Raw genomic sequence first — 13,398 nt, 5'->3', positions numbered from 1 at the left:
CTGATTGTCACCGCTTTTTCGTCGTTCATTTTTCCAGGATTGCTTTCAGCTCGGAAACCGATACGCTTTTTTCCTGCATCAGATTATACAGCTGTCCCAATTCTTCCTCCCGGCGTTTCGCAGCCAGTTCTTCCCGTTCGCTCTTTAAAGCCTCCAACTTATCCTCTGAAACGCGTATTTTGGCGTCCAGCTCATGGATTTTTTCTTCAAAGGTCATCCGAACCCCTCTCGCCATACGATCCCTCCTATATTTCGCTTTTTAAAAGCATCTAATTCATTATAGGACGTGCCCCTGGAAAATATTCCTATTTTTTCAAAATTTAGATATAAACTTTCCGTATCGCTTTCCTGCTCTCCGTTCACCAGATAGGTCTCCTCCCCGGTTCGAATCAGCAAGTATTTCTCATCTTTCCGATTCAGATAAAGAGAGCAGGTACCCATCCCTTCTACCCGATATTTTCCCTTTCTCATCTCCCCGATGCTGCTTCCCTTCTGTCGGCTGATTTTGGGAAGAGAATCCAGCCATTCTACGGACTGCACATCCTGAAACGGGATTTGATCCTCCTCCCACACGTGTCTGAGGATCACCGCCTCCGGTGTGATTTCCCAGCGAATCGGCGTAAATTCTTCCGCAACCAGCCAATACCCAAGCAACGGCATCAGCGCGATCAAAGCCACACTGAATCCGGTGAGAATCCGTCCGCTTCGTTTTCCGATATTCACGGTGGTCCCGAATCCGACCGGATCATTGACCAGAAATCTGGAGTCGGAAGGATTGCAGTAGATCATCCCATCGATCCAAGAATCCTCCTGGGCGGAAATCGAATCGATCCCCTGATCCCGTTTCATCCGTTCCTGCTTTTTCCACGTGAGAAATACCGTCCAAAAGACGCGCAGTCCAATCAAAAGATAAAAGAAACCACCGGCTACGAGCAGCCATGTCAAATTTCCCGCCCCCAGCCACACACACCAGTTCCCCGCCGCCGCCATAAGAGAGGAGAAAAACGCGCAGGAAAACCACTCTCTCTTTCGTATCGCTTCCGCTGCGTCCGCCAAATTTGTGATGCTCTGTGTTCCTTTACTTTTTAAGGAAACCAAGAAAAGAGCAAGAATCAAAAGCAAATTACCGGCCCAATATACGATAACCGGCGCAAGCTCGCCGGTTATCTTCCCTTTGGATGCGGTGTAAATTAGAGGAAGCAGACCAGCCAAGAGACAAATCAACAGCAGATACCAAACAGGCCCCGTCTTCTCCTCTCCGCCGGATACCGCTTGGCCGGCCTTTGGAAAAGCTGTCTCCCAGCCCTGTTCCTGCCTCCACCGGATCAGCTCGTGATGCGCCCGGATAAAAGGGAAATAAGGCAGAACAATAGCTGCCACCGTCCAAAAAAGCAAAACCATTAAGAAGAGCGAAATCCAGGGAAGCAAAAGCCCGGCAAAAGGAATCACCGCAAGCCCCCCGGTAATCCGTCTCAAGGAACGCAGAAAGCGCCGGCAGATTTCCTGCGCCCCCTCCGCCTCCCAGGCCGCCGGATAAAGCGCCACGCCCAACACCTTTCCGTCTTTGTACTTTCCCTGTTTCTTCAAACAAAAATATAGTATCAAAAGAATCGGATAAAAGCAAAGAAGTAATATCCCATTGATCACCCAATCAACCATGATAGTGGATCCTCCATTTTTCTTCTTTCCCCCGGTCTGCGGCCAGACGGCCTTCGCACCCAAAATCCGGGTTATGAATCCGTGTGATTTTTGCGAATTGTTTCACTTTATCCCCCTCCCGTCACATCCAGCAGACATTTATTCCTAGTGTATTGCGGAACCGCTTGGTTGTCAATCTCTTGCTGCTGTTTTAACGCGTCTCCTGTCTTTTCCATGGATTGAAGCAACTTTTCTTGTCAAACCAGGATTGTTCCGAATTTTCCTCATTGCTGCTTCCCTGCAAAAAACTTACGAAGTTTTTTGAAATTATCCCTTGACAAACCCGTTGATTTATAGTATATTATGTCATGTTGACGCGGTCACCACAAAAAACGCCGCTGAAACCTTGCTGCTATAGCTCAGCCGGTAGAGCGCATCCTTGGTAAGGATGAGGTCAGCGGTTCAAATCCGCTTAGCAGCTGGAAGCCCGGAAACTTTGGTTTCTGGGTTTTTTTGTATTGAAAACACGGACAGGCCTCTGCCGCCTCTCTATGTATGGATCTGTGATTTCACATAGGAAAAGGAGTTATTTTATGAATCATGAACTTAGCGTGGATCAAATCCGCTATTACCGGCTCCACTCCCACCATCTGGACGTCATCAATCCCAAATCGGATCCAAACCAGCTCGCCGGCGCCTGCGGAATGCAGAACACCCCGCCTGGCGCATGGGAAACCGCGTTATTCAACCGCATTCCCGACTGCCCGCCAGCGGAGATGGAACGTCTGCTTTACCAAGAAAAGTCCCTGATTCAGGCGTGGAGCCTGCGGGGAGCACCTGTGGTTTTTCCTGCTGAGGAGAGTGATGTCTTTTTGTCCGCACTTATCCCGGAAAACGAAGAACCTTGGATCTACACCAATGGAATTCTCCTTGCTCTGGACTTCTTGCAGATGTCCTTCGAGGAACTATTCCGGATCTTCCTTTCGGTTATGCCCCAATTAAACGGCCGCCGGATTGTCAGCAAAACCGAACTGGACCAAACCATCGCCGGTTGGATGCTCCCTCTGCTGCCTGCCGCAAAACAGGGATTGTGGAACCGGCCGTCCATGTATGGAAATCCCGGCAAACAAACGGTGGGAGGGGCTGCGGTCTCTTTCTTTCTCCGCCCAGCCTCTTTTCATGGCCTGGTAGTCTTCGGGGAACGCGAAGGGATCAGCCCCACTTTTACTTCCTATCAAAGCTGGGCGGGGCATTCTCTGAAAATCGGAGAAGACGCGCAGAAACAACTGGTCCGGAAATTTCTCCGCTGCTACGGCCCGGCTACCTTGGATTCCTTTCTCCGATGGCTGGGATGCTCCAGAGGCCAGGGGCGGCGCCTGTGGGAAACCGTATCAGAAGAGATCGAACCGGTCCTGGCGGCTGGGAAAAAAGCTTATATTCTGGCGGCCGACAAGGACCGGCTGTTTTCGCCGGACGCCCCGCAAAGGGACCTGCTCCTTCTGGGAGGCCACGATCCTTATCTGGATCAGCGCGACCGTTTTGTTTTACAGCCGGATCCCTCCCTCCACAAACAAATCTGGAAGCTGCAGACAAATCCAGGCGTTGTTTTGTCCCGCGGGGAAATCATCGGGATCTGGACCGGCAAAAAGAAAGGGAACGGAATGGAAATCAAAATAACCTTGTGGACCGGACATCCGGAGACGCCGAGGCTTTCTGAACTGGCCGAGGAATATGCTGCCTTCCGGCGGCTCAAGCTGACAAAGGTGGAGATCTTCTAAAAAGAATTCTGCCAAAAAATGAGGACGCTTCCGGCCGATATTCCACGGCCTGCCGCATCCTTATTTTTTGTTATCCGTTTTTCATGCTGTCCGGCAGACTTTCTTCCGTCCGGACGCCCTTCGTCCAGAAATAAACTTCGGCTTCCACTTAAATCTGTTTCCGAACGATCCGGTACTCATCTCCCATCTGAAAATAAGGGCAGTCCCTGAATTCATCCCGGAGAAATCTTGCCATCTCGTCCTCGTCCAGATTCATCACGCAGGAATAGCACTCGAATTCTTCGTCGTACTCATAATTGGCGCAGTATTCGCACCCACCAGGTCCCTTCATCGTTCCTCCGGCGCCCCCCTATCCCAGCCGCTGGCGAACGATCTCATAGGCCAAAACGCCTGCGGCCACCGATGCGTTCAGGGAATCGATATCCCCTTTCATCGGAATGGAGGCCACCATATCACAGTGCTCCCGGACCAGCCTCGACACGCCGTCGCCTTCGCTGCCGATCACAAGGCCGATCGGCCCTTTCAGATCCAAGCGGTACATCAAATCCCCCTGCATATCGGCGCAGACAAACCAGAGCCCTTTTTCCTTTAGCTCTTCCATGGTCTTGGTCAGGTTGGTTACCTTTGCCACCGGCGTATAGTTTAAAGCTCCGGCGGAGGTCTTCGCCACGGTTCCCGTCAGGCCAACCGCCCGGTTCTTCGGAATAATCACGCCGTGGGCTCCGGCCAGATTCGCTGTCCGGATGATAGCCCCCAAATTGTGGGGATCCTCAATGCCGTCCAGCAGAAATAAAAACGGCGGCTCTCCCTTTTGCTCCGCCAGCGCCAGGATCTCCTCCACGGAAGCATATTCGTAGGCAGCCGCATAGGCAATGACCCCCTGATGCTTTCCCGCCTCAGACATCCCGTCCAGCCGCTCCTTGGAGACAAACTTTACGATGGTTCCCCGTTTTTTCGCTTCCCGAAGTACGGTCTGAATCGGCCCGTCCTGGCATTTTTCCTGGACAAACACCTTATCGATCGACCGGCCGGAGCGAAAGGCCTCTATGACCGCGTTGCGGCCTTCTATGGTATATTCTTCCATTCTCATAACATCTCCCAGCCCTGCCGGATCAGAGCAATCATCCTTTGTTCCTGTCCGCTCAGATAGAGATATCCCATCAAAGCCTCCAGGCCGGTGGCCCGCCGGTAATCTCCGGTAGCCGCATGTTTGGCCGTCGTGCCCGGATGGGCGTTGCGCCCGCGCCGGTATACGGCCAGTTCCTCTTCCGTAAACTCCGGCAGAAGAAGTTCCGCCATCCTCGACTGAGTCTCCGCTTTAACCAACTTGCTGCTGGCCAGATGAAGCTGCTTCGGAGGCTGATTTCCTTTTTCCACAATCATCGTACGGATCACCAGTTCAAAGACAGCATCGCCGAGAAAAGCCAAGGTCAGCGGGGAGTAGGCCCGGACATCGCTGCCCCCAAGCCCAAATGCCTCCCTTATGCTTTCTTCCATTTTACTCCTTCTCTCGTATCCTCCAAAAGGATGCCCTTTGCCGCCAGCAGATCCCGGATTTCATCGGCGCGGGCAAAATTCTTTGCCTTTCTCGCCGCCTGGCGCTCTTCAATCAGAGCTTCGATGTCCGCATCCAGCATCTCCTCTTTCTTTTCGGTCACGATGCCCAGGATCTCACAGAGCATCTCCACATTCTCGGAAAGATAGGCGGTAAACTCTTTGCCGGTTCCCGCCGCCATCTGGGTATTTGCGTATTTCACCAACTCAAATACTGCTGAGATCGCATCCGCCGTGTTGAAATCATCGTCCATGGCCGCGTCAAATTTCGCCACAAAGCCGTCCACGGCAGCTTTTTCCTCCGCCGTCATCGGCGTATCCTGGGCGCGCTCTTTCTCCTCGGCAAGCTTTTGCGCTGCAGTTACGATCCGATCTAAGCCGTTCTTTGCCGCCTCCATCAAGTCGGCGCTGAAATTCAGCGGGCTGCGGTAGTGAGCGCTCAGCATAAAGAAGCGCAGCACCTGCAAATCATATTTTTCACTGATGTCCCGGACGGTAAAGAAATTTCCCAGAGACTTGGACATTTTCTTATTGTCGATGTTGAGGAATGCGTTGTGCATCCAGTAATGGGCGAACTCCTTTCCGCTGGTGGCCTCGCTCTGGGCGATCTCATTCTCATGGTGCGGGAAAACCAGATCCTCCCCGCCGCCGTGGATGTCGATCTGATCTCCCAGATACTTTTTCGACATCACTGAGCACTCAATATGCCAGCCCGGACGGCCCTGGCACCAAGGGGACTCCCAGTAAGGCTCGCCCTCTTTTTTCGGCTTCCAGAGAACAAAGTCCATCGGATCTTCCTTCTGCTCTTCGCCGGAGACAAGCAGAGACCGGTTACCGGACTGAAGGTCGTCCAGGTTTTTACCCGAAAGTTTGCCGTAGTCGGCAAACTTTCTGACCCGGAAATACACCGTGCCGTCCGCCGCCGCATAGGCGTAGCCTTTTTCAATCAATGTGGCAATCATCTCGATCATGCCGCCGATTTCCTGGGTCGCCAGAGGATGAGTCGTGGCAGGGCGGACGTTCATTCCTTCCATATCCTTCTTGCACTCGGCGATATAACGCTCGGAAATCACCGAAGAATCGACACCCTCTTCCACAGCTTTCTTGATGATCTTATCGTCCACGTCCGTAAAATTCGAGACAAAATTCACCTGATAATTTTTATGCTCAAAATAACGGCGCACCGTGTCAAAGAAAATCATCGGGCGCGCGTTTCCAATATGAATCAGATTGTAGACCGTCGGGCCGCAGACGTACATCCGCACCTTTCCGGGCTCAATCGGGACAAATTCTTCTTTTTTCTTTGTCAGAGTATTATAAATCTTCATGAAATTCCTCCTTCACCGCCTCTTTGTGCTCCGGCGCGCCGGAGAGAGTTCTCTCAATGCGCTCCACCGCAGCTTTCAGGCACTCATTTTCTTTTTTCAGCTGGTCGATATCCGCCAGCACCGGATCCGGCAGATGAACCTGGTCCATGTCGTCCCTGGGGATCCGCACGTTATCCTGCTTGACGATCCGCCCCGGCACGCCGACCACCGTGGAATTCGGCGGCACAGGCCGCAAAACCACACTTCCCGCGCCGATTTTTGAGTTGGCTCCGATGGTGATGGAACCGAGGATCTTGGCGCCGGTGCTGACCATCACGTTATCCTCTAAGGTCGGATGGCGCTTTCCGGTCTCTTTTCCGGTGCCTCCCAGGGTGACGCCCTGGAACAGGGTTACATTGTCCCCGATGATCGTGGTCTCGCCGATCACAACGCCATGGCCGTGGTCGATAAAAAAGCCCTTGCCGATCCGGGCTCCCGGATGAATCTCGATACCGGTTTTTCTGGCTGTTCTCTGGGAAATCCAGCGGGCCAGGAAATAATGCTTCTGCAAATACAGCTTATGGGCCGTCCGGTAGTGCAGCATGGCCCGAAAACTAGGATACAGCAGAACCTCCATCGGCGATTTGATTGCCGGGTCCCGCTCCTTGATAATCGTAAATTCTTCCTTTACATGGTGGATCAATCCCATGCTCTCTCTCCTCACATGAAAATTCTGCCAGACTAGTGAAGCAAAAACTGTCATTCCGGCCAAGCGTTTGAAACGCCACGCGTTCCGCCCGCTCCGGCGCAGAATGACAGTTTATTTTTCTTCCCTCGCTTGTTAATTAAAACCGAAATTTATCCTCAAAATAGGATTTCAGCCCGGCAATCGGAACCCGGACCTGCTCCATCGAATCCCGGTCACGGACCGTCACAGCCCCATCCGTCTCCGAATCGAAATCAAAGGTCACACAGAACGGTGTGCCGATCTCATCCTGGCGGCGGTACCGCTTGCCGATATTGCCGCGGTCGTCGAACTCACAATTATAATACTTGGAAAGCTCGGCGTAAACCTTCTCCGCACCCTCGTTCAGTTTTTTGGAGAGGGGTAGGACGCCGACCTTCACCGGCGCGATGGCCGGATGGAAATGCATCACCGTGCGGACGTCGTTCTCTCCGATCTCTTCCTCATCATAGGCGCTGCAGAGGAAGGCAAGGGTCACACGGTCCGCCCCCAGCGAAGGCTCGATGACATAAGGAATATACTTCTCTTTCGCCTCATCGTCAAAATAGCCCATATCCTCGCCGGATACATTCTGATGCTGAGTCAAATCGTAGTTGGTCCGGTCCGCAATCCCCCAAAGCTCACCCCAGCCGAAGGGGAACAGGAATTCAATATCGCTGGTGGCTTTGCTGTAGAAACTCAGCTCTTCCGGAGAATGGTCTCTGACCCGCATCTCCTCCGGACGAATGCCAAGAGTCTGAAGCCAGTTGATACAGGTTTTTCTCCAATAGTCGAACCACTCCAGGTCCGTGTCGGGCTTGCAGAAAAATTCCAGTTCCATCTGCTCAAACTCGCGGGTCCGGAAGGTGAAGTTTCCAGGGGTAATCTCATTCCGGAAGGATTTTCCAATCTGGGCAATGCCGAAGGGAATCTTCTTCCGGGAAGTCCGCTGTACATTTTTGAAATTGACGAAGATGCCTTGAGCCGTCTCCGGGCGCAGGTAAACCGTATTTTTTGCGTCCTCGGTGACGCCCTGGAACGTCTTGAACATCAGGTTGAACTGCCGGATATCCGTGAAATTATGCTTTCCGCAGGTAGGACAAGGAATCTGATGCTCGTCGATAAAGCCTTTCATTTGCTCCTGGCTCCATCCATCCACCGAACCGTCCAGCTCGATTCCCTTTTCCTGACAGTAGTCTTCGATGATTTTATCGGCGCGAAAACGCTCGTGGCACTCCCGGCAATCCATCAGCGGATCGCTGAAACCGCCCAGATGTCCGGAGGCCACCCAGGTCTGGCTGTTCATCAGGATTGCGCAGTCCACGCCCACGTTGTAAGGGCTTTCCTGCACAAATTTCTGCCACCATGCCTTTTTCACATTGTTCTTCAGTTCCACACCCAGGTTTCCATAGTCCCAGGTATTGGCGAGACCACCGTAGATTTCCGAGCCCGGATACACAAAGCCCCGTGACTTGGCAAGCGCTACGATTTTGTCCATCGTCTTTTCCATTTTCCTGTCTCCTCTATTTAAAGATAATATAAACGGTCTCATCTCCGCTGGTGACCACCGTACTTTCATCGGCCAGCGTCACGCCGGAGCTCATATACCGCACCTTTCCTTCCACCATCATGCGCGCCGGACCAGTGATGGCAACCAGGGAATACTTCGTATTTTTCTGAATCTCTTCCACGCCGGCGGCCGATCCGTCCGCGTTCACCATACCGGAGAAATCCAGACCGGAGCTGATTCCATCGGCAACCGTTCCGATAATCAAATCCTTTACACTCCCGGAATCCTCGGTGCCGTTGAATTTCAGATAGTCTTCGGAGCTGGCATAGTTCAGACGCGCAGCGGCAACTTTATTCTCCACCTTAAATTCCTCGATGGAAATATTGAGCGCCTCTTTGGTATCCTTCGCATACGCAAAATCCTGGCCGCAGGCCTCTTTATTATATTCCTTTACCGCTGTCTCAAGAAACGTCTTCATCTCATTCTCATCATAGCGCGGCGTATCAAATTCGCTGTTGTCAACGCTGACCATCTCAGCACTCACAACCGTCTTATCCTTTTTTACAAAAATACTGCTCTCGGTGGGCTCAAACTTCACCGAACTGCATCCGGCCAAGGCCAGAACCATGATCCCGGTAATCGCTGCGGACAGTACTTTTTTCCAAGCCTTCATATGCTCTCCTCCTAAATATCTTTGCCCCGCTCATCCACCGCTCCATCCGAAAGGGCGCATAAGCCTGCTGTATTCGCAAATACAACATAGTATAGTGTACCGTGAAATAATATAAATTTCAAGCGCTTTTTCCATTAACTTTCCGGAAAGAAAAACTGCCGGATCCCCTTGCTTTTCCCCCTATCCGCGCTTCTTCCGCACCCCGTTTTTCCTGCGGAAGAAAGCGCCGGACATGCCTGCCATTTCCTTTTTTGGTTCCGGAAGAACTCAAAAGAGGCGGCTTTTTTCAGCCGCCCCCTGAATCTTACTCTTACTCTTCCGTGTCTTCCTCTGCGGAAGCATCGTCCTGCTCCAGTGCCTTCATGCTCAGGCTGATCTTTCTCTCTTCCGGATTGAAATCAACCACTCTCGCCTGGATTTCCTGGCCGATGGAAAGCACGTCGGACGGCTTCTCCACATGATCTCTGGAAATCTGGGAAACGTGCAGCAGGGCGTCTACGCCGGGCTCCAGTTCCACAAACGCGCCAAAGTCGGTCATACGAGCCACCTTACCGCTTACCACATTACCGGCTGCGTAGTTTTCTTCTGCGTTCACCCAAGGGTTTTTATCCGGGAATTTCAGGCTCAGTGCAATCTTATCGCCTTTGATCTCCTTGATAAATGCTTCTACTTCGTCGCCTACCTTAAAGAGCTTCTTCGGACTCTCAATTCTGCCCCAGGACATCTCGGAGATGTGAAGCAGCCCGTCGGCGCCGCCAAGGTCGATAAATGCGCCGAAATCGGTCAGATTCTTCACCTTTCCGGTGACGATCATTCCTTCTTCAATTCTCTCCATCAGAGCCTTCTGAGCCGCAGCTTTGCGCTCCACCAGGATCTGCTTGCGGTCGCCGATAATTCTTCTTCTCTTCGGGTTAAACTCGATGATTACGAATTCAATCTCCTGATCCGCATATTTGTTGAGATCTCTCTCATAGCCGTCGGATACCAGGCTGGCCGGGATGAAAACACGGATCCCGTCGACCATCACGCTGAGGCCGCCGTTCAGCACCTGCGTCACCTTTGCCGTCAGCACCGTCTTGTTCTCGAAAGCCTCTTCCAGTTCCTTGCTGCTGCGGTCCTGAGCCAGTCTCTTATAAGAAAGAGCAACCTGTCCCTCGCCGTCGTTTACCTTGAGGACTTTTACTTCCATCTCATCACCAACGTGTACCAGTTCGGTCAGATCGGCAGAAGAGTCATTCGTGTACTCATTCTTTGTGACAATGCCATCTGCTTTATATCCGATATTCAGGCTGATCTCGTTTTCCTTTACGCCGATCACGGTACCTTTGACCACTGCTCCCGTACGTATTTGGTTTAATGAGCCTTCCTCATTCAATAATTGTTCAAAGCTTACTTCTGACATAAGTATGAACCTCCTCGATAATATTATTCGGGGTGCTCGCCCCTGCTGTGATACCTACGCTACGTACATTAGGGAAACATTGCGTTTTCAAGTCAACGAGTGTCTGTACATAGTAAGTCTGATTGCACTCATCCTTACAAATATCGTAGAGCTTCTGCGTATTGGAGCTGTTCTTGCCTCCAATCACAATCATTGCTTCCACGCCCTTGGCTATTGTCCTTGCCTCGATTTGACGTTCCTGTGTAGCATTGCAAATTGTGTTCACAACACTACTATGATAACCCTTTTCTTCCATTTTTTCAACTAGTTCTTGAAATTTCTTATAATTAAATGTTGTCTGGCTTACCACCGTCATTTTTTCTGTTCGAGGGAGAGTCTCAATTTCCTCTAATGTCGATACAACATACGGTATTGTGTGGCTCCAGCCACAAATTCCGATAACTTCCGGGTGATTTCTGTCCCCGGCAATGACAACCGTATCTCCAGCCTCAGAGGCGGCCTCCACGGTTTTATGAATTTTTTTTACAAAAGGGCAGGTGGCATCCACCACCGTCAGCCCCTGAGCCTCCATTTTTTCCTGGATCCTGCGGCCGACTCCATGGGAACGGATGATGATCGTTCCCTCAGAAAGCTGCGCAAGCTCCGTTTCATCTTTGACCACCCGGACGCCTTTTTCCTCCAGATCCGCCACCACTTCTTCATTGTGGATGATGGGCCCGTAGGTATAGATCGGAGGTTTTCCGTTCGCCACCTGGTCATAAACTTTTTCTACCGCCCGCTTAACGCCGAAACAAAACCCTGCAGACTTCGCCAATACGACTTTCATCCGGCCTTCTCCTGATATAAGCTAAGGATTTTTTCTACCACCTGGTCGATGGAAAGCTCAGTCGCATCCACCAGCACGGCATCCTCTGCCTGTCGGAGAGGCGCGGTCTCACGGTTCATATCCCGCTCATCTCTCTCTCGGATATCCTGTTCAATCGCTTCCCGGTCGCAGGCCTGACCTTTTTCCAAAAGCTCTGTATACCGCCTTCGCGCGCGTTCTTCTACGCTGGCCGTCAAATAAATCTTGAGAGCTGCGTCCGGAAGAACCACTGTGCCGATATCCCGGCCGTCCATGATCACCGCGGTTTTCGAAGCCAGCGTCCGCTGAAGCTCCGTCATTTTTTTCCGGACCGGCGGGTATACGGAGGAACGGGACGCCATATTTCCCACCGCCTCTTCCCGGAGCATTCCGGTGACATTCTCTCCGTTCAGATAAACCTGCTGAACTCCGTTTTCATAAGCAATGGAAACGTCTGCCCCGGAACAGGCCTCCGTGATTCCGGCCTCGTCCTCCGGCGACAGCCCCAGGCCAAGGAAATAAATTCCCATCGCCCGGTACATCGCCCCGGTATCCACATACACCAGCCCCAATTTTTTTGCCACCAGTTTTGCGATCGTGCTCTTTCCGGCTCCGGCCGGACCGTCCACTGCAATATTCCGGTTCATATTTGCCTTCCTCTTTTCCATCATTCTTCCCGTCTTCCCTCAGGTTTTGAAGAGTTTCCCAGCTCTTCCGGCTTTCCGGCCGCTTTTCCCGCGGCATGCCCGGTGCTCCAGGCAATCTGTAAATTAAAGCCGCCGGTATAAGCGTCCACATCCAAGACTTCCCCTGCGAAAAATAAATGCTTTACTTTCTTCGACTCCATGGTAGCCGGATGGACTTCTTTTACCGAAATGCCTCCCTGGGTGATGACAGCCTCTGAGTAGCCCCTCAGGCCGGTCAGACGCATCGGAAATTCTTTCAAGGTATGAACCAGGCGCAGCCGCTCTTCCTTCGTCACCTCATGGACCGGGCGCTCCGGCGGCACTCCGGACAGACGCAATACGACAGGCACCGCCCGAACCGGCAAGAGATTCCCCGCCACATTCTTCAAAAGCTTATTCTTTGCCGCCTCAAATTCCCTCAGAATCCGCGCATCTAATTGATCATCCCGGAGCGCAGGTTTCCAGTCGATGAAAAGCTCCAGCGGTCCTTTTTCCAGTTCTCTGGCCGCCACGCTGCTGGCGGATAGCAGAACCGGGCCGCTGACGCCGAAATGGGTAAACATCATCTCCCCAAAATCTCCGGCCAGATCTTTTTGTCCTTTTTGGATCCGCACCGCCACATTTTTTAACGCGAGCCCCTGGAGCTCCGAAACAGGCGTTCCGTCTCCGAACACCGCCTCCATCGGAACCAGCGCCGGCCGCAGGCCGGTAACCGTGTGGCCGGCCTTTCCAGCCCACCGGTAGCCGTCACCGGTAGAACCGGTGGTGGGGTAAGAAAGGCCACCGGTAGCTACAATCACGGCATCCGCCGGTATTTTTCCTGTTTCTTTTATAAGAATCCCGCGGCATCGGTCTTCTTCCACCCACAGACCTTCCACTTCGGTATTCAAGCTGATCACAACCCCTAACCGCTCCAACGCTTTCTGAAAGGTTCTGATCACATCGGAAGATTTGTCCGAGGCGGGAAAAACCCGGTTTCCCCGCTCCGTCTTTAGTTTTAAACCACGGGCCTCCAGCCAATCCATCAAATCCCAGCTGTTCCACCTGCCATAGGAGGAATAGAGAAATTTGGGATTGCTGACAACATTCTCGAAAAAGCTTTCAAAATCGCATGCGTTCGTGACATTGCAGCGCCCTTTGCCGGTGATGTATAGCTTTTTCCCCAGCTTTTCATTCTTTTCGTACAGGACGACGGAATGTCCTTCCTCGGCGGCGGCGGCCGCGGCCATCATGCCGGCGGCTCCGCCCCCAATTACAAGTATTTTGCTCAATATAGCTCCTT

The 13,398-nt window shown here is 52.3% G+C and carries 14 protein-coding genes and 1 tRNA gene; 2 read left to right on the top strand and 13 right to left on the bottom strand.

Annotated features, from left to right (window positions below; genetic code table 11):
* Positions 1 to 25: 25 nt before the first annotated feature.
* Complete coding sequence (locus MUB23_RS12665) at positions 26 to 235, bottom strand: hypothetical protein (protein ID WP_244800953.1); 210 nt, start codon at positions 233 to 235, stop codon at positions 26 to 28.
* Positions 214 to 1,659 carry a PH domain-containing protein gene (locus MUB23_RS12660; RefSeq protein WP_244800952.1) on the bottom strand — a complete coding sequence of 482 codons (1,446 nt, stop codon included), beginning with the start codon at positions 1,657 to 1,659 and terminating at the stop codon, positions 214 to 216. The genes MUB23_RS12665 and MUB23_RS12660 overlap by 22 nt, the downstream gene beginning before the upstream one ends.
* Before the next feature lie 387 nt (positions 1,660 to 2,046).
* On the opposite strand from MUB23_RS12660, the gene MUB23_RS12655 reads away from it, so the two are divergent.
* Positions 2,047 to 2,119 (top strand) — tRNA-Thr (locus MUB23_RS12655).
* A 112-nt stretch (positions 2,120 to 2,231) separates the two neighbouring features.
* Positions 2,232 to 3,416 (top strand): winged helix DNA-binding domain-containing protein, encoded by a 1,185-nt coding sequence (locus MUB23_RS12650; RefSeq protein WP_244800951.1) that lies wholly within the window; start codon positions 2,232 to 2,234, stop codon positions 3,414 to 3,416.
* A 148-nt stretch (positions 3,417 to 3,564) separates the two neighbouring features.
* Here MUB23_RS12650 and MUB23_RS12645 read toward each other — a convergent pair whose 3' ends face one another.
* The 11 genes from MUB23_RS12645 to MUB23_RS12595 form a co-directional block, all read right to left on the bottom strand.
* The gene (locus tag MUB23_RS12645; RefSeq protein ID WP_244800950.1) at positions 3,565 to 3,747 is read right to left on the bottom strand and encodes a DUF6472 family protein; all 183 of its coding nucleotides are present in this window, start codon (positions 3,745 to 3,747) and stop codon (positions 3,565 to 3,567) included.
* A gap of 18 nt (positions 3,748 to 3,765) precedes the next feature.
* Complete coding sequence (gene rlmB / locus MUB23_RS12640) at positions 3,766 to 4,506, bottom strand: 23S rRNA (guanosine(2251)-2'-O)-methyltransferase RlmB (protein WP_244800949.1); 741 nt, start codon at positions 4,504 to 4,506, stop codon at positions 3,766 to 3,768.
* Positions 4,503 to 4,913, bottom strand: a complete 411-nt coding sequence (locus MUB23_RS12635) for a Mini-ribonuclease 3 (RefSeq protein WP_244800948.1) — start codon at positions 4,911 to 4,913, stop codon at positions 4,503 to 4,505. The genes rlmB and MUB23_RS12635 overlap by 4 nt, the downstream gene beginning before the upstream one ends.
* Positions 4,898 to 6,298 (bottom strand): cysteine--tRNA ligase, encoded by a 1,401-nt coding sequence (gene cysS / locus MUB23_RS12630; protein WP_244800947.1) that lies wholly within the window; start codon positions 6,296 to 6,298, stop codon positions 4,898 to 4,900. The genes MUB23_RS12635 and cysS overlap by 16 nt, the downstream gene beginning before the upstream one ends.
* On the bottom strand, positions 6,285 to 6,986 hold the full coding sequence (gene epsC / locus MUB23_RS12625; protein ID WP_244800946.1) for a serine O-acetyltransferase EpsC: 702 nt from the start codon (positions 6,984 to 6,986) through the stop codon (positions 6,285 to 6,287). Before epsC ends, cysS begins: the two co-directional genes overlap by 14 nt.
* A 136-nt stretch (positions 6,987 to 7,122) precedes the next feature.
* Positions 7,123 to 8,511: a glycine--tRNA ligase gene (locus MUB23_RS12620; protein ID WP_244800945.1), complete on the bottom strand. Its 1,389-nt coding sequence runs from the start codon at positions 8,509 to 8,511 to the stop codon at positions 7,123 to 7,125.
* Positions 8,512 to 8,524: 13 nt separating this feature from the next.
* On the bottom strand, positions 8,525 to 9,184 hold the full coding sequence (locus tag MUB23_RS12615) for a hypothetical protein (protein WP_244800944.1): 660 nt from the start codon (positions 9,182 to 9,184) through the stop codon (positions 8,525 to 8,527).
* Positions 9,185 to 9,494: 310 nt separating this feature from the next.
* On the bottom strand, positions 9,495 to 10,586 hold the full coding sequence (gene rpsA / locus MUB23_RS12610) for a 30S ribosomal protein S1 (RefSeq protein ID WP_244800943.1): 1,092 nt from the start codon (positions 10,584 to 10,586) through the stop codon (positions 9,495 to 9,497).
* Entirely contained in the window at positions 10,567 to 11,412 is an 846-nt protein-coding gene (gene ispH, locus MUB23_RS12605; protein WP_244800942.1) for a 4-hydroxy-3-methylbut-2-enyl diphosphate reductase, read from the bottom strand. The genes rpsA and ispH overlap by 20 nt, the downstream gene beginning before the upstream one ends.
* Positions 11,409 to 12,077: a (d)CMP kinase gene (cmk, locus tag MUB23_RS12600; protein ID WP_244800941.1), complete on the bottom strand. Its 669-nt coding sequence runs from the start codon at positions 12,075 to 12,077 to the stop codon at positions 11,409 to 11,411. Before cmk ends, ispH begins: the two co-directional genes overlap by 4 nt.
* A 20-nt stretch (positions 12,078 to 12,097) precedes the next feature.
* Entirely contained in the window at positions 12,098 to 13,387 is a 1,290-nt protein-coding gene (locus MUB23_RS12595) for an NAD(P)/FAD-dependent oxidoreductase (RefSeq protein ID WP_244800940.1), read from the bottom strand.
* Positions 13,388 to 13,398: the final 11 nt, after the last annotated feature.

This window comes from Cuneatibacter sp. NSJ-177 (assembly GCF_022867805.1).
Lineage (GTDB): Bacteria > Bacillota > Clostridia > Lachnospirales > Lachnospiraceae > Pseudolachnospira.
This window is presented reverse-complemented; position numbering and strand designations above follow the sequence as displayed.

Coding starts and splice junctions, on each gene's coding strand:
- MUB23_RS12615 (WP_244800944.1), bottom strand. CDS start 9,184: ATGAAGGCTTGGAAAAAAGTACTGTCCGCAGCGATTACCGGGATCATG.
- MUB23_RS12660 (WP_244800952.1), bottom strand. CDS start 1,659: ATGGTTGATTGGGTGATCAATGGGATATTACTTCTTTGCTTTTATCCG.
- MUB23_RS12650 (WP_244800951.1), top strand. CDS start 2,232: ATGAATCATGAACTTAGCGTGGATCAAATCCGCTATTACCGGCTCCAC.
- MUB23_RS12665 (WP_244800953.1), bottom strand. CDS start 235: ATGGCGAGAGGGGTTCGGATGACCTTTGAAGAAAAAATCCATGAGCTG.
- epsC (WP_244800946.1), bottom strand. CDS start 6,986: ATGGGATTGATCCACCATGTAAAGGAAGAATTTACGATTATCAAGGAG.
- rpsA (WP_244800943.1), bottom strand. CDS start 10,586: ATGTCAGAAGTAAGCTTTGAACAATTATTGAATGAGGAAGGCTCATTA.
- MUB23_RS12620 (WP_244800945.1), bottom strand. CDS start 8,511: ATGGAAAAGACGATGGACAAAATCGTAGCGCTTGCCAAGTCACGGGGC.
- ispH (WP_244800942.1), bottom strand. CDS start 11,412: ATGAAAGTCGTATTGGCGAAGTCTGCAGGGTTTTGTTTCGGCGTTAAG.
- MUB23_RS12635 (WP_244800948.1), bottom strand. CDS start 4,913: ATGGAAGAAAGCATAAGGGAGGCATTTGGGCTTGGGGGCAGCGATGTC.
- rlmB (WP_244800949.1), bottom strand. CDS start 4,506: ATGAGAATGGAAGAATATACCATAGAAGGCCGCAACGCGGTCATAGAG.
- cmk (WP_244800941.1), bottom strand. CDS start 12,077: ATGAACCGGAATATTGCAGTGGACGGTCCGGCCGGAGCCGGAAAGAGC.
- cysS (WP_244800947.1), bottom strand. CDS start 6,298: ATGAAGATTTATAATACTCTGACAAAGAAAAAAGAAGAATTTGTCCCG.
- MUB23_RS12645 (WP_244800950.1), bottom strand. CDS start 3,747: ATGAAGGGACCTGGTGGGTGCGAATACTGCGCCAATTATGAGTACGAC.